The organism is Priestia sp. YIM B13551 (genome assembly GCF_042787905.1).
GTDB lineage: Bacteria > Bacillota > Bacilli > Bacillales > Bacillaceae_H > Priestia.
On record NZ_JBHZOX010000001.1, the window covers coordinates 1029935 to 1053177 of the forward strand.

General features: G+C 36.1%; 14 protein-coding genes. 5 read left to right on the forward strand and 9 right to left on the reverse strand.

Annotated features, from left to right (window positions below):
- Positions 1 to 16: 16 nt before the first annotated feature.
- Positions 17 to 1978 (reverse strand): group II intron reverse transcriptase/maturase, encoded by a 1962-nt coding sequence (gene ltrA / locus ACFX4N_RS05295; RefSeq protein WP_377260949.1) that lies wholly within the window; start codon positions 1976 to 1978, stop codon positions 17 to 19.
- A gap of 983 nt (positions 1979 to 2961) precedes the next feature.
- Between ltrA and ACFX4N_RS05300 the strand changes: the two genes are divergently transcribed.
- Positions 2962 to 3204: a hypothetical protein gene (locus ACFX4N_RS05300; protein WP_013056539.1), complete on the forward strand. Its 243-nt coding sequence runs from the start codon at positions 2962 to 2964 to the stop codon at positions 3202 to 3204.
- Between the two features lie 770 nt (positions 3205 to 3974).
- On the forward strand, positions 3975 to 5327 hold the full coding sequence (gene brnQ / locus ACFX4N_RS05305) for a branched-chain amino acid transport system II carrier protein (RefSeq protein WP_029321146.1): 1353 nt from the start codon (positions 3975 to 3977) through the stop codon (positions 5325 to 5327).
- 791 nt (positions 5328 to 6118) lie between these two features.
- Here the strand turns inward: brnQ and fabZ are convergent.
- The 5 genes from fabZ to ACFX4N_RS05330 all read right to left on the reverse strand — a co-directional run bounded on the left by fabZ (position 6119) and on the right by ACFX4N_RS05330 (position 10274).
- Positions 6119 to 6553, reverse strand: a complete 435-nt coding sequence (gene fabZ / locus ACFX4N_RS05310) for a 3-hydroxyacyl-ACP dehydratase FabZ (protein ID WP_192100692.1) — start codon at positions 6551 to 6553, stop codon at positions 6119 to 6121.
- 13 nt (positions 6554 to 6566) lie between these two features.
- Entirely contained in the window at positions 6567 to 7157 is a 591-nt protein-coding gene (locus ACFX4N_RS05315; RefSeq protein ID WP_192100691.1) for a lysophospholipid acyltransferase family protein, read from the reverse strand.
- 7 nt (positions 7158 to 7164) lie between these two features.
- Positions 7165 to 8154 (reverse strand): ketoacyl-ACP synthase III, encoded by a 990-nt coding sequence (locus ACFX4N_RS05320; protein WP_192100690.1) that lies wholly within the window; start codon positions 8152 to 8154, stop codon positions 7165 to 7167.
- Positions 8155 to 9470: 1316 nt separating this feature from the next.
- A complete protein-coding gene (locus tag ACFX4N_RS05325) occupies positions 9471 to 9905 on the reverse strand; it encodes a DUF2269 family protein (RefSeq protein ID WP_057274945.1) in 435 nt (144 codons plus the stop codon).
- An 18-nt stretch (positions 9906 to 9923) separates the two neighbouring features.
- Positions 9924 to 10274: an ASCH domain-containing protein gene (locus tag ACFX4N_RS05330; protein ID WP_192100689.1), complete on the reverse strand. Its 351-nt coding sequence runs from the start codon at positions 10272 to 10274 to the stop codon at positions 9924 to 9926.
- A 213-nt stretch (positions 10275 to 10487) separates the two neighbouring features.
- Here ACFX4N_RS05330 and ACFX4N_RS05335 point away from each other — a divergent pair, with 213 nt between their 5' ends.
- Entirely contained in the window at positions 10488 to 11135 is a 648-nt protein-coding gene (locus ACFX4N_RS05335) for a phosphohexomutase domain-containing protein (RefSeq protein ID WP_192100688.1), read from the forward strand.
- Positions 11065 to 12225 carry a phospho-sugar mutase gene (locus ACFX4N_RS05340; protein WP_328143154.1) on the forward strand — a complete coding sequence of 387 codons (1161 nt, stop codon included), beginning with the start codon at positions 11065 to 11067 and terminating at the stop codon, positions 12223 to 12225. Before ACFX4N_RS05335 ends, ACFX4N_RS05340 begins: the two co-directional genes overlap by 71 nt.
- 46 nt (positions 12226 to 12271) lie before the next feature.
- On the opposite strand, the gene ACFX4N_RS05345 is transcribed toward ACFX4N_RS05340, so the two are convergent.
- The 3 genes from ACFX4N_RS05345 to ACFX4N_RS05355 form a co-directional block, all read right to left on the reverse strand.
- On the reverse strand, positions 12272 to 20359 hold the full coding sequence (locus ACFX4N_RS05345; RefSeq protein ID WP_377260953.1) for a GH36-type glycosyl hydrolase domain-containing protein: 8088 nt from the start codon (positions 20357 to 20359) through the stop codon (positions 12272 to 12274).
- A 302-nt stretch (positions 20360 to 20661) separates the two neighbouring features.
- Complete coding sequence (locus ACFX4N_RS05350; protein ID WP_057274811.1) at positions 20662 to 21117, reverse strand: hypothetical protein; 456 nt, start codon at positions 21115 to 21117, stop codon at positions 20662 to 20664.
- 478 nt (positions 21118 to 21595) lie between these two features.
- Positions 21596 to 21889 (reverse strand): hypothetical protein, encoded by a 294-nt coding sequence (locus tag ACFX4N_RS05355; RefSeq protein WP_192100685.1) that lies wholly within the window; start codon positions 21887 to 21889, stop codon positions 21596 to 21598.
- Between the two features lie 438 nt (positions 21890 to 22327).
- On the opposite strand from ACFX4N_RS05355, the gene ACFX4N_RS05360 reads away from it, so the two are divergent.
- Positions 22328 to 23188, forward strand: a complete 861-nt coding sequence (locus ACFX4N_RS05360) for an amidohydrolase family protein (protein WP_057274802.1) — start codon at positions 22328 to 22330, stop codon at positions 23186 to 23188.
- Positions 23189 to 23243 lie beyond the last annotated feature (55 nt).

The window sequence follows — 23243 nt, forward strand, 5'->3', positions numbered from 1 at the left end:
TCATTGGTTTAGTTCATTAGAACAAAGTTAGTTGTTCATAGTAAGTTTTGTTAGTACAGATTAAATTGTTTTTCACAAGAAATCGCAGTTTATTTAATTTCTCGATTTGTTTATCTGTCATTTTTAGTTTGTCCACTAGCTTTTTGGCCAGAGGTTCATTAGTTAGATGTATCAGCTTGTGAATTTCTGATTTTACGAGAATAAGATTTGCGTAGTTGTCGTCCTGCGTTTCATTCCATAATTGTTTGTGATGACAATGCATGTCTGTCAGTTCAAGCTTTTCATTCATAACCCCACATTTTCCGTTTTGTGCAACGAATAGGGAGATTCGATTATCATTGAACTCAATTGTTGCTCTGTCATTAATTACTGGATGTTCCCTTAGCCACCTTAATTCTGCTTCGGTCACGTTTTCCAGTCCTTTATGGATTAGTTTTCGTCCTTCTGGTGTGTACTTATTAATAGCTATACGTTTGCTCATAGGATTCTTATGCAGAACATACGCAAAAGGAAGAATTGGTTTTTTTATGTAGAATCTTATGGTTTTTGATCCGAGATAGGGAATAATTCCTTTATCTTTGCCACTATATTTACCTACCCTTGAGAAACCGAAGGTATCTGCTTTGCTAGCTCTTGGAAGCCGGTTGTACATTTTCCTAGTTAAGTTTCTTCCGGGCCAATGAAAATCTCGACTTACATGGGTGGCAATGCAATAGTAGTTGTGCGCTCCAATCACCATACTGTTGTACTTTCCAATATTCCTAATTATCTCTCGATGGCTTGCTGATTTTTGTAACTTTTTGATTTGGTCTGTTAATTTAGCTATTTGAATTTTGATAGCTTTTGGTGATACATGAGTCTCTGCCACGTATTTGGTTTTCCCCGTGGAAAGACGCTTACCTTTCTTGGTCGCCTTTAAGGTAAAACCAAGAAATTCGCTTCTTTCCCTTTTTAGGTTCGTCACTTTGGACTTTTCTTCAGAGATAGGAAGTTTCAATCTTTCCTCGAGCCATCGTTTACACGCTTTGTAAATCTTTTCGGCGTTGCTTCTTATATTCGTAAATATTTTGAAGTCATCTGCATACCTCACTATGTACATTGGTTTTAGTCTGGTTTTTTTAAGTTCGACATTCTCGTGTGAACGGTTTTGCGCTCCTTGCTTTGTTAGCTTGGGCGTCCTCTCTTTTACCACAAACGTTTCCCATTGTCGGCTTATCCACCAATCAAATTCATTCAGATTGATGTTGGCGAGCAGTGGACTTAATATTCCACCTTGCGGTGTTCCTTTTGTAGGATATATGGTTGAACCATCAGTCATTATAATTGGGGCTTTGAGTATCTTTCGTATAATTACTAACAGTTGTTTATCTCGTATTCCCAATGTCCATAATTGTCGCATTAGCTTTACATGGTTTACTTCATCGAAAAAGCCTTTAATATCGACATCTACCACGAAAGTTAAATCCTGCCGATTAATCTTTCTAACTGAATCTGCAATAGCTTGTTCGGCAGACCGATTAGGTCTGAATCCATAGCTCCTAGGGCAAAAGTGTGCTTCACATATCGGTTCCAGAACTTGCAAGATACATTGTTGGATAAGTCTATCCCAAAACGATGGTATGCCAAGAGGTCTGTTTTTTCCGTTTGGTTTTGGAATTTCCTTACGCCTAACTTTACCTGGTGTGTAATTTTTAAATCGCATTTTAACAGACTTAACAAAACTTTCTTGGGACATTTTTTCGACAGTTTTAATGGTAATCTTATCGACTGATGGTGTTCTACTTCCTTTATTTCGCTTAATATTTCGATAGGCTAGTAGGATATTCTTTTCAGAAACGATTATTTTCATTAGTTGTCGAAAGTTTTCTTTGTTCTTAGCCCTCTGATACAAGTTATCGAAAGTCTCTGTCATACTGTAGTATTCTGAGTTTCGGATACTTTTGTCTTTAAGCCTTTTTCCTACTGAGTGTTTATTCATGGTTTGTCACCGTCCTTTGAAATTCAGTGACCTTTTTAGTCCTACCAGAATCCATGCTAGGATTTAGTGAAATCATGTTTTAACCTTAGTTATTGCCTCGTGGCTGTTCCTCCAGTTCTATTACATAACCTTCATCGGTCGTGCCACTACTTTCATCTACCATTAAAGAGAGTTATATCCTTACGGAATTTTCCCCTCTAACTCGACATGCCTGCCTAGTTTTATTTCACACTATACGTTGGTAGCTTCCGACGTTCCTTTTCAGCTATCATTAATTATACTTAGGTGCTCACTCTACTCCGTGGTTTGCTCCACCGCCTATAACAGTGTAAGAATTAGGGCATCTTCGATTACCTTTGTTTCCTTAAACCAAGTCATCTTTTCAGACCCGACTCATTTCTAAGCCGTAAAGCTATCGAAGCGTACATTCGCGAGTTCGTCAGTGATTTATCACATTCTCACCGTATATAATCCACGGCATACATTACTCGTCCAGTTCCACCGGGTTTATTACTCCCTTTGGCTTTCGGTTACCTCATGAGAGGTACTTCGGGTTACTTTCATGCATACGTTACCCAGCTATGGTCGCCCAAGCCGTTGCTGCGGCTTGAGGTTAGGGCGTATTACCGCAGAAGTTTCAAGGCGTTACTCAATCATTCCTTCTGTCACTGAAAAAGTTGTATCTCTTGTAATCTAAATTCAGATTCCATTGAGATCAATCCCTCCCCGTTAGGTTATTAGCCTAACTTTTGAGATTAACGTCTCGCACCAAAGAATGCTTTCATATCAATACAAATAATGACTCTGTTTGGTAGATATTCATAATCCATTGGAATAACTCCTCAAATAAAGAACGTTTGTTCTCTATTATATACGAACAAACGTTCTTTATTCAATAAAAACTCTAAATTTTTCCCGATTATTGTTACTCTAATAAGAGAAAAGAACATCGCATATAAATCGGAAGAATGGAGGGGTGACCTATGAATAGAAAAATGCCTAATTATATTATCTTTTTATCATGGTTTTTGTTTTTAGTTCTTTTATGGATTATCTTCTCATTTTTTAAAGGTGAAAATGGACAGTGGTGGTCTATGTATCGTTTAAATATAAAGAAATATGGTCCTTGGGCTTTAGAGGTTTCTTACATAAAAATTAGTATTGCTGCTGTTATCTGCTTAGTAATAGCTTATATGGGGAGTTTTGGCTTCAAAAGAAAAAGATAAGGTTAAATAAAGTGCTTTTAAGGTAATATATATCATTCAATTTAATCGTAATAAGCAATAAAGATAAAAAGACCTTAATTAATTTGTTAATAAGGTCCTTTCAGTATATATAAAATTTATGACATATTTTAAAAAAGAAAAAATGGTCATTATTACTTATCCTCTGACTGCTTGAGTGGAGTACCATAAGATAATGATTCAAAGGAAACAGAAACATTTTTGATTCTAGACAGTAATTTTACATTAGAAAAGTACTTTGTTTAGAGATAAGCTGTTGATTGTCAAATCACTAGCTCAGGAGATAAAAGTAAGCATTCTTTATAAGACTTAGAACGCTCCATTTCTTGAAGTAATAAATCAACTACTTTTTCCTTTTAGATGTTTAGCTCATATTAAAAAGTTTTATAAGTTTCGTAGTACTATATTTACAAACTTTCTTGACTTAATTGCATATCATTCAATCAAATTAATTAAAAGGATAATATACGCGATTTGAATATGATTTATAATTTTTTAAAAATAATACCGTTATTAACCTACTTAACGTACGCATTTTGAATAAAAATCTGGGTTTTTAATATTATTTTTATTTTAATAATGGATAATGAACGGAAAATTGATAATTTTTTAAATTTTATCAAAAAAGTTTATTTTTTATATTGAAATATGTAATTTGACTGTTTATAATACAAAAAAGATAAGTTATTTGTAATTTAAGTTGTCTGAAAATTTAATTTTTTATGAAGAATATTATTAATGGGGGTTTCACCTTGTCAAACAAAGTACCGTTTTCTTTTATAGTAATCATTGGTTTAATGTTATTTGCATTATTTTTTGGAGCTGGAAATTTAATATTCCCTGCTATGCTTGGCCAGTCAGCGGGAGCAAATATCTGGTCAGCAAATGCGGGTTTTTTAGTTACTGGAGTAGGCTTGCCTTTACTTGGTGTACTAGCTTTTGGATTCTCCGGAAAGGAAGATTTACAATCATTAGCAAGTCGCGTACATCCTATCTTTGGTTTAGTATTTACAACTGTTCTTTATCTAGCTATTGGACCTTTATTTGCTATCCCACGAACAGGTAACGTCTCTTTTGAAATCGGACTTAAACCTTTCATTTCTGAAAGCTCTAGTTCTATAGCTTTACTCGTATTTACTATTATATTTTTCAGTATCACATGCTTTTTTTCTCTCAATCCTGCGAAAATTGTCGATATTGTTGGAAAATTCTTAACGCCAATTAAATTAACATTTATTGGAATTTTAGTTCTAGTTGCTTTTATTCATCCTATTGGAAAATTTCAAGCACCCACAGAAAAATATGTAACAAACTCTTTTTTTAATGGGTTCCAAGAAGGATATCTCACAATGGATACTCTTGCATCTTTCGTTTTCGGAATCATTATTATCAATGCAATTAAAGAGAAAGGCGCTAAAACAAAGAAGCAAATTATAACTGTTTGCCTAAAAGCTACGGGAATTGCTGCTATTATTCTTGCAACTATCTATTCTGCCCTTTCATACATGGGCGCTTCAAGTGTAGAAAAGCTTGGGCATTTAGATAATGGTGGTACGGTGTTAGCGAAAGTTTCTGATTATTATTTTGGAGAATATGGAGGATTACTATTAGGCTTAATGATCACAGTAGCTTGTCTGACAACTAGCGTAGGGCTTATTACTTCATGCTCTTCTTATTTCCATAAATTATTACCTTCTATTTCTTATAAGAAAATTGCGATTAGCTTATCCGTGTTTAGCGCAATCATCGCAAATGTTGGATTAAATCATTTAATTTCTTTTTCAGTACCTGTTTTAACAGTTCTCTATCCATTAGCAATTGTTCTAATCTTTTTGACTTTCCTTCATTCTTTATTTAAAGGATGTGCTGAGGTATACCAAGGTAGCCTATTCTTAACATTTGTTGTAAGCCTGGTAGATGGATTAAATGATTTTGGCTTACACATCCCTGGTATTGACCAATTATTTACTTACTATCTTCCTCTTTACCATATTGGATTAGGTTGGATATTCCCTGCAATTATTGGAGGTCTTGCAGGTTATGGAGTTAACTTGTTTAAAAATAAAGAGCAATTTACTTCTAAATCAACAAGGTTAAATAAATAAATTTACTTTAATTCTCTGGATAAATTAAAGCATTTAGATGAACACTTTGAAGCCTACTTTTATTACTATTTGGTACTTAGTATAAAATGAAGCTTCAATTAACTTCTAAATAAGGAATATAACTATGGAGAAAACGTCACAAAATTATAGTTGTATGGATTCGTTAGTATTTAGATAAGATTAAAGAAAATTTAATCGAAGAAGATGAATCACTTAAAAATTCTCTTAAATAATAAAGCAAATGTAAAAAGAGTCTTTTACTATACGAAGTAAAAGACTCTTTTTACGCGTTGCTTTTATTATATATGTTTTTGATAAAATATTATTAGATTTCTGCTTTTAGACATAAATAAGCTTCTATATCCCCCTTTTTTGTAAAGATCAATCAAATCTCTTAAGGATCTTAGCTTTTTGAAATTAATTATAAATTAATCTAAGAATGATTCAGTCATTTATTTAAAAGCTCTTATTACATATTTAGGCAAGTTCTCTTACCATTTTTATACTTATTTTAAACTTATATCTATATCATTCTAAAAAAATGTTCGTAAAAGTGTAGAGTTTTCAAAAGACGTTCGTAATTCGTTTTTTAATTTAAACGAACGATGGAAATGATAGATTTTCTATATAATAGAAAAGTCCGTAAAGGTATACTTTTACGGATATACTTCATTCATAGAAGATCCTACATCATTTTGATGAAGGATCTTCTTGGAGTGTCATGTTGGTCATCTTCGTCTAGATTATTTAAGGAACCTATATGTTAACTACCTGTGTATATGGAAATTTACTTACTTCCCATTATTCCAAAGAAAGAATGTTAAATCTGCTTCACACACAATATTATTATCTACTTTAGCAATGCCATGAGCTTTTGCAACAGCTCCTCGGACTCGTGTCATTTCTACCTCTAAGTATAATTGATCCCCTGGACGAACTTGTTTCTTAAAGCGACAATTTTCAATACCAGTTAAAAGGCCTATCTTTTCACGATTATCTTCTTTTTGTAGCATTATCATTCCACTTACTTGAGCCAAAGCTTCAACAATTAATACACCTGGCATAACCGAATAGCCAGGAAAATGTCCACTGAAGAATTCCTCATTAGCTGTAACGTTCTTAAGCCCAATTGCATTTTTTCCTTCTTTTAATTTAATAATTTTATCTACCAGTAAAAAAGGATAACGATGGGGTATAATTCTTTGAATTTCTTGAATATCTAGCACAATTTTTCTCCTTTTAAATATTACCTTTTAATTCTTCAAACACTTTTGAGATCACTTCGTTTGTTGCTTCTGTAACAGCTTCTTTATCTTTAGTCATTTTAGGCACATGAATAGCATCTCCAAAAATGATAAATCTTTTTTTTCTTCCTAATAAGTCTCTTATGGTATGAGGTCCTATATATACTGTTGGTATAATAGGAACACTTGCCCTTGAAGCAATATGAATAGCTCCATTTTTTAAAGCTTTCTCTTCTGAGTTTCTTGTTCCACTTGGAAAGATCCCAACTACTTGTTTCTTTTTTAGCAATTGCAAAGGTATTTTTAAGACACTGGGTCCAGGATTACTTCGATCTACAGGAAATGCATTTAATTTTTTTAAAAGCTTTTTGATAAAAATCTTATCAAATAACTCTTTCTTAGCCATAAAGTGAATAGGAGTCGGATGTAACGCTATTCCTAAACACACTACATCAATCCAGCTTTTATGCGTACACACAACAATAAACGGATCATTTTGAGGAAGTTTTTCTTTGTTTACTGTTTTCATTCTTCCGTTCATCAAAAATAGTATAAGCTGTAGAAATCTTGTTGCAAAGGTATACATTGATTATTTACTCCTTACCTAAATCCCATTTAATAATATGACCTGCGTGGGTAAGGCCTCCTCCAAATCCGTAGAGTAAGAGAATGTCTCCATCTTTTAATTTCCCTTCGTTTATCCCTATTTGTAGTGCTAGAGGAATGGAAACGGAAGAAGTGTTTCCCATGTACTCAACACTAGTTAATGTCTTCTCAACTGGAAACTCTGATCTTTCACATATAGACTCAATCATTCGTAAATTGGCACTGTGTGGAACGAACCAATTTACTTCATTCTTTTGTAGATTTGCTTGTTCTAGCAATTCAGATATCCCTAAAGGGATTGTTCGAGATGCCCACTTATATACTTCCCTTCCGTTTTGCACCATCTTGCCACTCGAACTCAAAGGTTGTCCATGCATAGTAGTAGATAAATTGGTGCGGTATACGTGTTTACCTCCCTTTCCATTTGTACCAATATGCGTAGCAATAAAACTCGGGTGCTCTGCATCACTTTCGACCAAAACAGCCGCAGCTCCATCCCCAAATAGAACACATGTAGTGCGATCTGTATAATCTGTAACCTTCGATAACGTTTCTGCAGTTACGACTAAGACTTTATGATGAAGTCCAGATGTAATAAAGGCATTTGCCATGTGTAATCCATATGTAAAGCCAGCACAGGTAGCGTTAAAGTCTAGAGCCCCAGTTGTAGGAATATCAAAGTAATCTTGTATTTGGGCTGCTACGCTTGGAAATGCATAGTCCGGTGTTGTAGTTGAGACAACGATACATCCTACATCCTTTAACTCTTTCTGATATTGCTCCACTAAGTTTTCAATTGCTTTAATAGCTAGGTCAGAAGAATATTCGTTTTCATCGGCAATTCTTCTTTCCCTCATGCCAGTTCGTTTCACGATCCATTCATCGTTCGTATCTACAATTCTTTCTAAATCGTCATTGGTAAGTCTTTTTTCTGGTACGTATGTACCTATTGCTGTAATACGTGCAGTTGATTTCATTGTATTCACCCTTCTTCATTACCAAGATATATACATTGATATTAGTACTAGGTACTAATAAAGTCAATGATTTTACATGAAAAAATTGTAAATTAAGTTGACTCGATCTTAATAAAAAAATATCAACCTCTCCCGATTTGTACTCGGAAGAGGTTGATAATTAGTAAGATTATAAGAGGATTGAGTTAATAAACGTATGTATAAAATGCAAATTTCTTATACATTCATTTTGTCATTTCTCTTGCATCAAACCTTTATAAATAAGGCATTTATAAAAAGCTGTATAAACGATAAATTTAAAAAGCGAACAAGCCTTTGTGTACCAAGGACTCGTTTTTTGCGTGTGTTCCGAAAAGAGTGATTATGTTAACTACTTTTGTATATCGTACACAGCTTAAAAAACAGAAAAAACTACCTCATGCGGGTAAGATAGCTTTTCTGGTGAATGTTCTAAATAGCCTTATTTGATACTTTGCAGTATCTTGAGTAGTTTGTTCGAAAAACAAAAAAATATTCAGTTCTGAAAAGTAGAAAAAGCTACTTGAACCTAATCAGTAGCTTTCTTTACAAGCAGTCAGTATCAAGGACCGATGACTATGAGTTCAGTCATCTTAAGTAGTTTGCTTTAGTTAGGATCTTTTAATTCATATAAAAAGCAAATACCCCCTGAATAAATGCATTCAAAGGGTATTGACTAGTTCAATTTATAGGTATGTTGAGTCCTTTGTTAAATGATATGCTTATCTTTACAGTTTTATGATTTTATATTTCATAAAAACAAGCTACCTCTAATTCATTTTGAATGGTGGCGAGGTAGCTTATAAGGTGTAACGGAGGAAAGTAGAAACTGTATAGAAAGTATGCTACCCATCTTGATTAGCTTGCTCTAAGGTTGCAGCAGCTATGCAACCTTTACATAGTAAATTTGCAATAACTTCTTGCATAGATATTTAATGTGTTCCGAAAAAAACATTATATTAACTAAAGTTATATATCATGTACATCTTAAAATAATCTAGATCGAAAAATGACCGATGTTTTAAAACGATTCTCAGATGTGAATATTACCTATAGACCTCCAAGATTCGCATAGGATTGGATAAATTTAGGTATATTAATTGAAGTGTTTAGTCCTGATACATATTACAAACTTCTTAAAAGGTGGATGATGTAACATGCTTGATTCCAAGATAATTGTAAGTAACCTGAAGTTTTTGAATCAGAATCACTCTTACCAATTTGATTATAAATAGTTAAACTATTTCAATTACAAATGCTCTAACTATTCCTTACTTTGTAGAAAATTGTAAGATATTTCACCAAAAAGTCGGCTTACCGACCATAAACCAAAGCATAGTCATTAATAGAATGATGTAAATCCAAATAGATCGCTTTAGTTTAGTTGCTAGTTCTTTCTTATTTTGGCCTTCTTCCTTATACTTTCGAAGTGTTGGTGAAAACGCACGAGCCAAAAAGAATAATGAACAAAAGAGGAGAATAAGTGTCATTATAATCCACGGTGTAGTCCACGTCCATGGACCACACATTACAAGGAGAATCCCTGTTATAACAAGAACATGGCCTGTATGTTTTGCGATCCTAACGACAGATTGAAATGTGCTCAAATAGGCATTCATTTCTTCTTCTCTTGAACTATGTAGTTTTTTAACGATTGGCAAGAGAATAAAGAAAGGACCAATAGATAAAATGACACTAGAAACATGAATATATACTAATATACGGTACAACAAATCCATTTCTTTTACCTATCAATCATTAACTGATCTGAACTCATGCACCCATACCCTCATATGAGGAAGCCAAGGCATTCCAGGATGATAAGATAAAATAGATTTTTTATATTCCTCTACTGTATCATAGCCCTCCTGGCGAGCCTCTTCATCTGTTAGCTCACCTAGTGATTGAGAATAAACCCGTTCCACTATAAACTTTTTATCCCCTAAGACCATTATCTCTCCTACATCAGCATACCTTCCATTTCGACGAGTTGCTGTTTTGCTGCCCTTGAGTACTTTATTTACATCCTCCGGCATCGTTACAAGTCGATCAATTGTACATGTTTTTGGTGGCAATTCATTTTGTGCTTCATAATTACTCATTAAAAAACTCCTTTCATTTCTTGTCTCTTATTTAATGTATCACACTTCCAATAACAAATTTTATTTAAATTTATTAGGTGGATGGTTTTCGGGGAAAATAAAAAGGAACCAGAATGTTCTAATTGATGTAGGAAAGTTGTTGAATTTCCATATTCACTTTTTTTATTTAAGACTTGAAACAAGAACATAAATTAATGTCAAGGAGCTGTAAAAGTGAAAGCATTACAGGAATATCAAAAATGGTTAAATTACAAAGAGCTACCCAAGAAACTTTATCAAGAACTACTTGCTATTCAGGGAAATACGGAGGCAATTGAAGAAGGATTCGGAGGTGTTCTTGATTTTGGTACAGCCGGACTTCGAGGAATACTGGGTCCGGGGTTGAATCGAATGAATATCTATACTATTCGCAGAACCTCTTGGGCACTAGCTCAATATATCTTACGTCAAAATGATGGCAAAGATTTGCGTAGTATCGTAATTGGATATGATTCTAGACATATGTCTAGAGAGTTTGCACAAGAAGCCGGACTTACAATAGCTGCTGCTGGTATTCGTGCATACGTCTCACCTTACTTATGCCCAACTCCTGAGGTATCATTCTCAGTTCGCCACCTCCAAGCTGATGCAGGTATAATGATTACCGCAAGCCACAACCCTCCGGAATACAATGGGTTTAAAGTGTATGATCCACACGGATATCAACTGTTACCTGAAGCTGCGTCAAAAATACATAATATCATGTTGGAAAATCAAGATGTATTCAAACTTTCAATCTTGTCTCTTGATGATGCAACAAAGCGTGAATTATTCGAGTGGATTACTCCAAAAGCACGATATATATACAAAAACAATAGTTGATGAAGTACAGCTCCCATCTGTTACTTCTTCTCAAAGAAAGGATCTATCTATTGTCTATACTCCCTTACATGGTACGGGAAATATTCCTGTGCAAGAAGTATTGCACGCATCTGGATATAACAAAGTGCACATTGTAAAAGAACAAGCTGATCCGGATGGTGATTTTCCAACTGTCAAAAGTCCGAATCCAGAGGAATCTGAAGCACTAAAACTAGGTATTGGTCTTGCAAATAAAATTCAAGCCGATATCGTTATGGGTACAGATCCAGATGCCGACAGAGTTGGAATTGCAGTACGTGATCACAAAGGTTCCTATCAGCTTCTCACAGGAAACCAAGTTGGAGCCCTCTTGGTGGAATTTATTCTTAGTCAACGGAAAACAGAAAACAGATTACCTAATAATGGGATTATATTCAATACAATCGTTAGCTCTACACTTGGTCAGGCAGTGGCCTCATCATATAAGATTCCCATAGAAAATACATTAACAGGATTTAAATACATCGGTGAAGGAATTACTCGTTATGAAAAGGAGAATGAGCATACTTTTTTATTTGGCTATGAAGAAAGTTATGGATATTTAATCTCCCCTATTGTTCGTGACAAGGATGCAGTACAGACTTGTTTGGCTATTGCTGAAATGACATCCTTTTACAAAGACCAAGGTAAAACCCTTTTGGTTGTGTTGGAAGAATTATTTCAGAAATTTGGTTATTACAAGGAAGAATTGTTCAGCCTTCCCATCAATGGAGGAAATACGCCAAATCATACAGGATTAGTGATGGCTGAATTACGAAAAAACATTCCAAAAATTGAAGGACTTAAACTAGTATCTATCGATGATTACCATATATTAAAACGAACTCACATAAATAAAAAGGGAAAATTAACTTCTAATACAGAGCCTTTACTTTTACCAAGCTCGAACGTATTAAAATATTGGTATGAGGATGGCTCTTGGATAGCGATCCGGCCCTCAGGAACAGAACCGAAACTTAAAGTTTATCTGGCTGCCCATGGAACAGGCTCCACAGAATGTGAAACAAAAATACAACAGATGCAGACAGCTATCAAAAAACATATAAAATAAAGAGAGCCACATGGCTCTCTTTATTTTTTTACCATTTATATATTCTTTACCCCACAGTGCTCGACCGATGCAAGCTTACATGGACGACTACTTGATGTACTTTACCATCATCCACAAGTTTTAAGTATGGCTGATTCTCAAGTACCTTACCGTCAACTACCCATGTTAATAAAGCTCCATAATCTGGTCTACAATAAACCTCAATTGAATAAGTAGTCTGCCTATATCTATAGTCGATTGTAAACGATTCCCATTCGGAAGGTACACAAGGTTGAATATATAGTTGATCTCCCAGAAGTTTAATGCCTAATACATACTCTAATCCAGCTTGATACATCCAGCCGCCAGCTCCTGTATACCATGACCAGCCACCTCGACCTTCATGTGGATTTGCGGTATACACATCAGCTGACATCACATATGGTTCATTTGCATATATTTGGACGTCACGAGATGTTTGTGTATGATTAATTGGATTAAGCATAGAAAAAAGCTCAAATGCCTTATCACGTCTTCCTAACATCGCCCAAGCTACAATTCCCCAAATAACACCATGAGTATACTGTCCACCATTTTCGCGGATTCCCGGTGGATATCCCTGTATATACCCTGGACTAGGGCTTGTTTTATCAAAGGCCTTTGTCAACAATCGTGCAAGTTTCATATCTTTATCCACAAGCTCACGATCAAACGAAAGCATCGCCCGAGACTGTCGTTCCTCATTCGCTCCCTGAGAAATAACTGCCCACGACTGTGCGATGGCGTCGATTCGGCACTCTTTATTTTTAATTGATCCAAGCCATGTTCTAGCATCAGTATACGCACGACGATACCACGCGCCATCCCAAGCAGAATCATTTAAATGATTCTGCAATTCAAGGGTTATATGTTCAAACTGTTTTACTGTATCATGAGGAATGATATCATTCTCAAATTTTGTAAAACGTTTCAGGATGTCTAATAAGAACCATCCTAGCCAGACACTCTCACCTTTTCCCTTTGCACCAACTCGGCTCATTCCATCATTCCAATCACCAATACCCATAAGTGGAATTCCATGTTCACCAAATTTCAGAGCATGACGGATTGCTCGTAGGCAATGCTCCAATAGTGAATCTTTCTCATCAGATAACACTGTATCTTCATAACGTTCTAATTCTTCTTCTTTTAGAACTTCGCTGTATAGAAATGGAACTTCCTCTTTTAAAATCTCATAATCACCTGTCTGTTCTATATATCGAGATACAGTATATGGAAGCCATAATAAATCGTCTGAGAATTTCGTACGTATACCCTTATGTGTTTCCTCGTGCCACCAATGTTGAACATCTCCCTCTTGATATTGATGGGCAGCATTAATGAGTATTTGCTTCTTAGTAATAGAAGGTTCTGCATGCAAAAATGCAAGTGAATCCTGAAGCTGATCGCGGAACCCATATGCACCTCCAGCTTGATAAAATGCTGTGCGTGCCCACAATCGACAAGCCAAGGTTTGGTACAATAACCAACCATTCATCATTAGATCCATCGCTCGATCTGGCGTTTTAATCTGGACTTGTCCAAGATTATGCTCCCAATATTGAGCAACACTTGTAATTGTATCTTTGTATGCAGAAGTATGACCATACTGTCTAATAAGTGAATATACTTCCTCTTTGGAAGAGGTACAACCAATTAAAAAAGTCACTGTTATTTCATCTTCTGCGGGCAGTTCAATTATAGTCTGAAGCGCTCCACATGTATTAGAGAATGTACCTGTACGATTAGATAATCTCCCCTCTAAAAATGCTGAAGGATATTCTAATGTACCACCACGACCAATAAATTCTCTTCGATCTCCCGTCCAAGAAAATAGCTGTTCAGATTTTCCTGCTAAAGAATCTGGTAACACGATATGCATAAAACCAACCGCATCACGAAATGTCTCTTGATATGCATTGCGAGCAAGCAATGTGTTATGATTCTTATCCCATTCGGTAACAATGTATGGTGCTTGTGCTTCCCTCATGACTCCAAGAACCCATTCAGCGTAATAAGTAATAGAAATTCTCTTCATATTTTTACTTCTATTGCGCAGGCGAAGCTGGATAAGTTTTAACGGATCCTTCAATGGAACCGTTGCTTCCATTGTGTGTACTACATCTCCATCGAGCTGTTCAAATCGGCTAAATCCCCTGCCATGAGTAACTTTGTATTTGTGCTCTCGGCCTGCTGGTTTTGGAGTAGCTGACCATACACGACTAGTATCGAGATCGTGTAAATAAAGGCATTCTCCAGGTTGATCTAGAACTGGATCATTTGTCCACGGTGTAAGTTTACACTCTCGGGAGTTACGCCACCAACTGTATCCAGTGCCCAACTCTGTGAATATGCAACCGAATTGTGGATTTGCTATTACATTACTCCATGGTTTTGGTAAATACTTTCCATTCTGTACATTAATCTGGTACGCCTTACCATCCTCAACGAAACCTCCCCAACCGTTAAAAAATTCACCCTCCTTGCAAATAGTAGATGGTTGCTGTTTCTGACGTATTTTTCGAGAAGAAATTGCTGCTTGCTGTAACGGCCATATTTCTCCTTCATCAAATTGCAATTGCGCACGTAAGCTTGGACCTCCAGCCCGTAGCAAGACCCGTGATACCGTTATAAGAAGAGTTCGTTCAGCCTCTTTCAACTGAGATGCTTTTAATCCCACTATTCGTTTCATCTCTCCAATCCCAAGTGCAGAAAGGTTATCGCGTAGACGGTTCATGAGCTGATCCTGATACCCACCAATAGTTTCATCAAGTACTACCAAGTCAATTTCTAATCCAAGTTTGTATAAATACTGGTGCTGACGTGCTAACAAGATTACAAAAGGTAAATCAGCCAGGTTACTGATTGACAAAACAACAACTGGTACGTCACCACTAATTCCATGTGACCATAGCGAGGATTGACCTAAAGTATTCTGCACAATTGCACCCCCTCGCTCTTGCGTCAGTGGTGGAGCGAAAAGACCTCTTCCTGCCAATAGTTGTGCCACTGAAGCCTGCATTGGTGTTAAATGCATGTGACGAAGATCAATTTGGGAGCGTACCCAAGCTAAATGAAAAGTGCGATCTGCTTGTTTAGATTCACGTAAGCGATGAATAATGTCTAGGACATTCTCACAATTTTCTGCAATCCCTGTTATAATATACACTTTTGCTGACTCTCCGGGTGCCAATTGAATACGGCGTCGCATGATAAAAGCTGGGTCCACTACTGATCCAACAGATCCTCGCAAGCGTGCATATATTCCATTTGGAGATTCCAGCGAATAACCTCTTTTAATAAATTCGGCTCTATCCGTTTCAAATTCGTAATCCTCTGTTTCATCTCCATCAACATAAATGGTATGAGCTGCCCAAGTCTCTTTTTCCTCGTCCTCTCTTTTACGTCTCTTTGCCAACAGACATTGATTGTTTTGATCATGGATGGTTTCTATAAATAACTTGCTGAATGCCGGATGTGCACTGTCTGCCGATGGACTTGCTAGAGCCAACTCTAGAAATGACGTTACTTCTAGCATACGTTCCTCATCACCGTTGTTGATGATGTGAAGGCGTTTTACCTCTGCGTCCACATCTGGAGAAATGGTCAATTCAAGTTTGGAGGAAATGTTGCTATAAGTTCCTTCAAAAGTTGTTTTGTCAAGACGGAACACAGCTTTCGTATCTTGAATTCCTTTATGAGGAAATCTGTTAGCGCTCCATGTTTCCTCCGACTTAGTATCATGAATATAAACAATAGCACCGGAAGTATCGACAACTGAATCTTCTCTCCATCTTGTGACGGCAAGACCATTCCATTTGAGCATACCTGTTCCATCGTTCGTATTCACACTAGTCATGGAACCATTTGACAATACATTAATCTCTGGTACAACAGTGGGCTCAATAAATGTCCGATCTTCATCATTTAACTGACCATCAATTTCAGAAAATCCGCCGTGTAACCCAATTGGTTCCTCAATTAACGCTGCATTTTTAGGCACACGTTCCTGTAAAATCAAATCAGCTGCACACACACGTGCATCAGCATGAAATCTTTTAATCATGATATCGTCCGCCAATAAGTTGATAAGAGTCAGCATGCTCATGCCTTGATGATGAGCCATATAGCTTTGCACTACTTTATATCGTTGTCCTCGTGGTAGTCGGGCTGTAGTAAAATCAACAGCTTCATAAAAACCAAATTCGCCTTTTGCACTGTAATCTTTGAACTTATCCAACGCTGCAAGTCCAGCTTGACCTGAAAACGGAAGGGCCATCACAGTAGCATATGGCGCGACAACTAAATTCTGTTCCAAACCTCGATCAAGTCCAAGTCCTGGAACCCCAAAAGCTCGATATTGATAATTCAATTGATAGTCAAATGCATAATAACCACTTTCTGAAATTCCAAACGGCACTTGATGTTTATTTGCGTATGTTTGCTGTTGATGAATAACACCACGATAGGTGGAATCCCACACCGTATTTTTATAGGTACGCATAATCAAACTTGGCATCATGTACTCGAACATTGTTCCAGACCAAGATAACAGCGTCTTATTTTTTCCCGAAATTGTCATTGTTCGTCCTAATGCAAACCAATGAGAAATCGGAACTTGTCCCAAGGCAATTGCTACAAAACTTGCTTGTCTAGCTTCTGAAGCCAGTAGGTCATAAAGAGTTGTATCTTTTTGATTGGTATCGACATGATATCCTAGACAAAATAGACGTTCATCAGAATTATATAAGGATTTGAAATTAGTCTGCTCAATAAGTTCCTCGATGTCTCTATTGAGATTGTCAATGCGAGATTGAAAATCCATTTCTCGCTGACTCCATTCAGATAAAGCTTGGCGCACAAGCATCAAGTAAGCAACAAAATTTCCGGAATCAACTGTAGAAACGTATTTAGGGAATAGAGGCTTAGCTGTTTGAGTATCGTACCAGTTCAGCAGGTGCCCATTCCATTTTTCCATGTTTGCAATTGTTTTAACTGATGCTTCAATGCGTTTAATCATGGTAAGTGTATCTATAAATTTAAGGTCACGCGCAGCCACTACACTAGCTAAATATAATCCAATATTTGTAGGTGATGTACGATGTGCGACAACCTCCTTCGGATGATATTGTACATTGTCAGGAGGTAGCCACGACTCTTCTGCTGTCACATACTTTTTATAAAATGACCAAATTTGCAGTGCTAACTCCTCAAGTTCTGGACGAGCGCCTTTTAGCCAAGTACGTGGATCCATTTTACGAGGATGGTTCAATTGCTTTATAACAGGTCTAGCTAGAAGCCACATAACAAGAGCAATAACACTTATAATACGACCCGAAGTGCTATCAGAAAACCAAGCTATTGCAGAAAATAAAAAAATCACAATATACCCAGCTGGCTCGTACATGAATACGCGTCCTTTAATAGACCTGCGATCCGTTACTGCAGATGTAGTCCACTCAAGTAGATTGCGCTTACTAATAAATAAGCGATAAAGTGTTCGTATGATAGCATCTACCGCAAGAACAGCCGAAAATGGAAGAGTTATTAGCTGTACAAGACTTTGCAGAAAACTCACGCCAAGTATGCGACTTATGTTTCTGCCAAGAACTCCTAGTACAAGAGCACGCAAGAATGGGAGAAAAATCGTTAATAACACAATTGTTTCCCATACCCATTTCTGACCAGGAAGCAAGAATAGTCCAAGTATCGCAATTAATAAGAGAGCCGGTGTCAGTAGGCTTCGACGTAAATTATCAATTATTTGCCAACGTGTTAATCCACACAAAGCAACGCGCTTATTCTCACCGTGACGGTCCTTGCATCTTACACCCAACCATTTGAGGAGTTGCCAATCCCCGCGAATCCATCGATGAGCACGTTGTTCATAGGCATAGAATGTACGGGGGTGTGACTCGACCACTTCAATGTCAGAGGTTAACCCCGTACGTAGAAATCCTCCTTCAAGTAAATCATGACTCAGTACATGCTGATCTGGTACACGACTAATCAAAGTCTTCCTAAATGCATTCACCTCAAAAATACCTTTACCAACAAAGATTGCCTGACCGAAGAGATCTTGATAAGCATTCGAGACAGCAAAAGCATATGGGTCGATGCCAGGATCTCCGGCCCATAATTCGGCAAAACGAGATCTTTGTGTAGATTCAAAGTTCACGGCGATACGGGGTTGAAGGACACCGAATCCTTCGACTATACGCGTCTCTTCTTTGTTAAGACGCGGTCGGTTATATGGAAAATGAATCGTACCTGCTAAGCGGCTAACCACTCCAATTGGAAGTTGTGTATCGTGATCTGCTGTAAATATATATCGAATTTTTTGCAGAATGTCTGTTTGCCCATGTATCGTTGTATAACTGGTCTGGTCACTACCAGACAAAAGTTCGACGAACTCAACTAGTTTACCACGCTTGCGCTCCCATCCCATATAAATGTTATCGGCCGAATTATATAGACGTGATCTGTGAAATAGAAAGAATTTATTATCCCCATACTGCTTGCGTAAAGCATCAATTCGTCCAATTGCATGGTCGACAATTTTCTTGTCTTCTGGGTGTATCTCTGTAGATGCATCTGAGAAGTCAGCCAAAACGCCAAAATAGATATTTTGTTGTCGGTTTGCTAGATAGTGAATTAGGAGTCGATTAATCACGTCATCCACTTCTTCGATACTTGACCAAATAATTGGCATGACAACCATTGTACTAGCATCATTGGGTAACTTTTCCGAAAAATCATACCGTAGAAGGGTGGTAGGTCGACAATAGCGACAAATGACATCATGTAAAATGGTTATAACCCATTCACTAACAGGCAAAGAAAGAGCAACTAAGATTGCAAGCCAAGATATAAATCGAATCGGCTCGCCATACGATACCCATCCCGCAGCAAACACCATCAATCCAACAAAAAGTAAAATCGCACCTGATAAATATACCAGGAGGGGTTGACGTCGAAGAGAAATATCTGGTAAACGACGTGGACGTGTTATCGAAGAGATTTCCTCACGTATGTCCATGATTCCTTTTAGATCAAGTAAGTAGTATGCTAAGCATGCATTGCGAGGCTGCAAATCTGTTTGATTTGATTCTTCTTGTTTAGATTTAGCAAGTCTTACAGCAGTTTGAGCAACCAACACTTCCGGAACGTCTAGTTGGCGTGCAAATTCTGCAATACGTCCACGAAGTAAATCGCAACTTTGTATATCTAAACATTTATATTCACTAGTTGTATCAGACAACAAAATTTGTTCTACATGCGAAATTTTTGTAAACGTTAATTGCCATGGCAAACGTTCCAAAAGGTGTAAACTCCGAACTAGGTTTCCACAATTAACCTGTAATTCTGTTTGAAGCTGATGCTCAAACGAGACCATCTGCTCAAGACTGGATTCACTGTTTCCTACATGGGCCGCAAGCCAATCTCGCACGGTTTGAATATTTGGTTCCCATTCTCTCAAGTGTTGTACGAAATGTACGACTTCTACTGGTCCTAACTTCTTTTTGCGTGTAGCCCGTTCTAATAAAGAACGGATTCTGATATCAGACATACTCTTTATACTTATACTTCCAAGTAAGGATGTAATAAAATTACACACTTCATGTCGATGCCGTACCTCACGCATTTCTGCAGCGAGACGACGAATAATCATAACACGCATGGCGCTAGGTAACGCCCAGCATTCTGCAACCTTAAGGACGGAAACTTCCTGATAGGATAATAAATAATTTTCAAAAGATTTTACATCGTAGTGTCCATCTACATGCTCTAGATAATCACTGCAAATAGCATATATTCTTGGCATTCCAGTAGATTGTAATCTTGGAAGCTGTTTAAGCATGGTTCTCGAAAGTTCTCGCATAACCACTTGTGCTTGTGTCTCTATGAAATTGATATGATCAAGTAGCCAATCTTCTGCAGGTTGCTTACAATTTAAATTATTGCTTCTTAACTGCTCTGCAAACTCATGCAGGCTGTCCATATCTGATTTAAAAACTGGCCAAAAGCCTTTATTTACCTTATTATTTGTACATAATTCATGAGTTAGAGCAAATTCGTGTGCTCTATCTTTTAGTTGGTCATTGTTTAGAATCATAAGGGCCTCCTTGTAGGCATTATCAAGGAAAATATGCCCTATAAACCATCATTTTATACAAAATATAGAGCTTTGAAGCTCACTAGTTAGTAATAAATCATCTGAAAAAGAACATATTAACTTTTAACAAATTACTTTCTATCAGATATTTTTTAAACGCCACCAAAATCACTCATTTTAACACTCGAAACTATTTTGTGTATAGTAATTAAGCTTTCCCATTGGGGATATCATTCATATTTTGAGCAACATACTTAATACTAGCTTTCCATCAAAAATAGAGCCTCAAAGTTAATGAGGCTCTATTTTTGATGGAAAGTAAATGTTTCTTGATATTCTCTTTCTTCGCCTTTTTCTTTCCACATTATCACAATATTTAAGTCGGTTGCTTTTTCAGACAAACCAAAATTGGAAACATGTAAGGGATGTCCATCTTTCTGAGAAAGCTCCGGGGACTCCATAGTTGGTAAAAGTCCATATTTAGTATTCGAATTGGATTCATTGCGAAATAATTGAACTTTTACATCGTGTACGTCCTTCCCTACGTTTTTCACATTTAAACTATATGTGTGATATACTCCCCTCTTAGCTTGCGCTAAATTAGGGTAAGCGTTGTCAGGATTATTGACCTCTACGGCCCATTGTTTAGACGTTTCTGTCATTGGTAATTCAGGAATAGTTAGAGCTTTAACTTGCATACTTTTACCAAAAGTTAAAAAACTAGCTAGGACAAAGGCTGTAAATGCTATTTTCTTCATCATTACACCTCCATATATATATAGTTTTAGTATGTCGCTCATAGCAAAATATATGTAGATGTACAAATGATTCCGTATGTATTCCACTTCTGAAGATGAAAATCGTATACGGGCTGGTCGATTCGATTTAATTACAGTAGATATGAAAAATGTAAAATGTAAAATTACAAGTTCGTCTTTCGAAATCAAAAACAGAAAAACTCGGACCTCCTGTTTTGCAAAATATAATAAAAATCTTTAAGTAACTATTTTATGAAACGGAGATAAAGATTTCGTTTTACTTCTCATTATATCCCAATCTATCTTCCATTTCCTTTTTGGGAAATTGCTTTATTCACAGTAACCAAATATAAACGTTATAATTATTTATTTTTAAGATGGATTTAATCAGATAAAATTAACAAAAATACAAAATTAACTTCTTTTATATTGAGAAGTAAATGAATAAACTTACTTTTAAAGATTATAGTTTTATCATTCAATTAATGATATAGATTCTCCATCTGTTCTTCTTTTCGCTATCTATAAAATTACTCCATCCTTCTCCTTGGCTAATATAATCATTAAACGTAGCATTCTTCATCACAATATGAACTCCACATTCATCTGCCAATTGTTTAGAAGACTCTCCATCAATGGGAAATGCTAACGATTCATCATTAGTAAATTCGTAACTGGATACCTCTTTCTTTTTTACGTTCTTATACGAATGATATACATAATATAATTTACCTAACCTTATAAAATAGTATGGATACTCTCTGTTAGGCAACTTATTCCCCTCCATTTCTGTATCCTTCAATTGCTTTATAAGTCACTATTACTATCTTACTTGGATTTAAAAAGGTAAAATCCTTCTACGCCAAAGGGTTTCCTTTTTCATGTGTTCCGGAAATGGTGATTATGTTAACTGAAAATTCATAGCAACCCTTTAGCAATATAGAGTTTTTCTTTTGACTTTTAAACTTCAGCTGTAGTGTTCAATTACAGGGCCATTTTCTGGAGTAAGAATTATTGAGAATATTGGACAGTTATTAATAAGAATTAGAAATTATTCTGAATTTTATATAGTAAAATAAGGAAAGCTTTAGATGTAGAAAGGAAGCTTAATATGGGGTCCTACCACATAAATAAAGAAAGCGTACTCTGGTAGAAGAAATTCAGTTAAGTAGTTTAGTATTACAATAGCAATTGGAAGGGGAAGAATAAAATGATTGTCGATTGCCATTTTCATGTAGATGAAAAAATGTTGACTCTAGAAAAAATGATAGAGGGTATGGATAAAAATGATATAACTAAAACAGTGCTAATTGCCTCTATGAGTGAAACAATGTTTGAATTGGATAGCGCTTTTCAAGATAATTTACAACACTTTTTCCGGTTTTTAATACTAAATGCACCTCAAATTGGACTTAAGATTTATGATGGTCTAGTAAAGGATGGCTTTTTGAAACTTTATGGCAACTCATACAAGATTTTCACTAAGCCAAGTAATGATATAGTTGCTACTGCAATTGCTAGATTTCCGGAACGATTTCTAGGCTGGGTAGCAGTGAACCCACTGACTCATGAATCAGTGGAAGAAGTAGAATTCTATCTTAATAACCCCCGTTTTATTGGAGTGAAAGCTCATCCGTTCATGCATGAATATAGTATTAAAGCACTTGATCCAATTGCGGCTTTGTGCGAATCAAAAGGCATACCTATGATTATTCATCTATCTTCAGAAGCTGACTCCTATAAATATTTACCTGAAAATTATCCTAAATTAAAATTAATTTATGCTCACGCAGGTCTTCCGTTTTGGAAAAAACTATGGAAATACGTTAAGGATCAACCAAATGTATTTGTTGACACATCAAGTGATTATCTTAACCAATCGATTGTAAAGAAGGCAGTTGAATCTTTAGGATTTCGTAAAGTTCTTTATGGTTGCGACGGACCTTATGGAATGAAAAAATTCAATAATTATGACTATTCGGCAAAGAAAAGTTGGATTGAATCACTTCATATTCCTGATAACCAAAAGGAATATATTCTTGGAAAAAACTTTTTAGGATTAATTGATTAATATAAGTATTGTTGACGAGAGAAGAGATATTTTAATAGAAAATAAAGTTGAATAA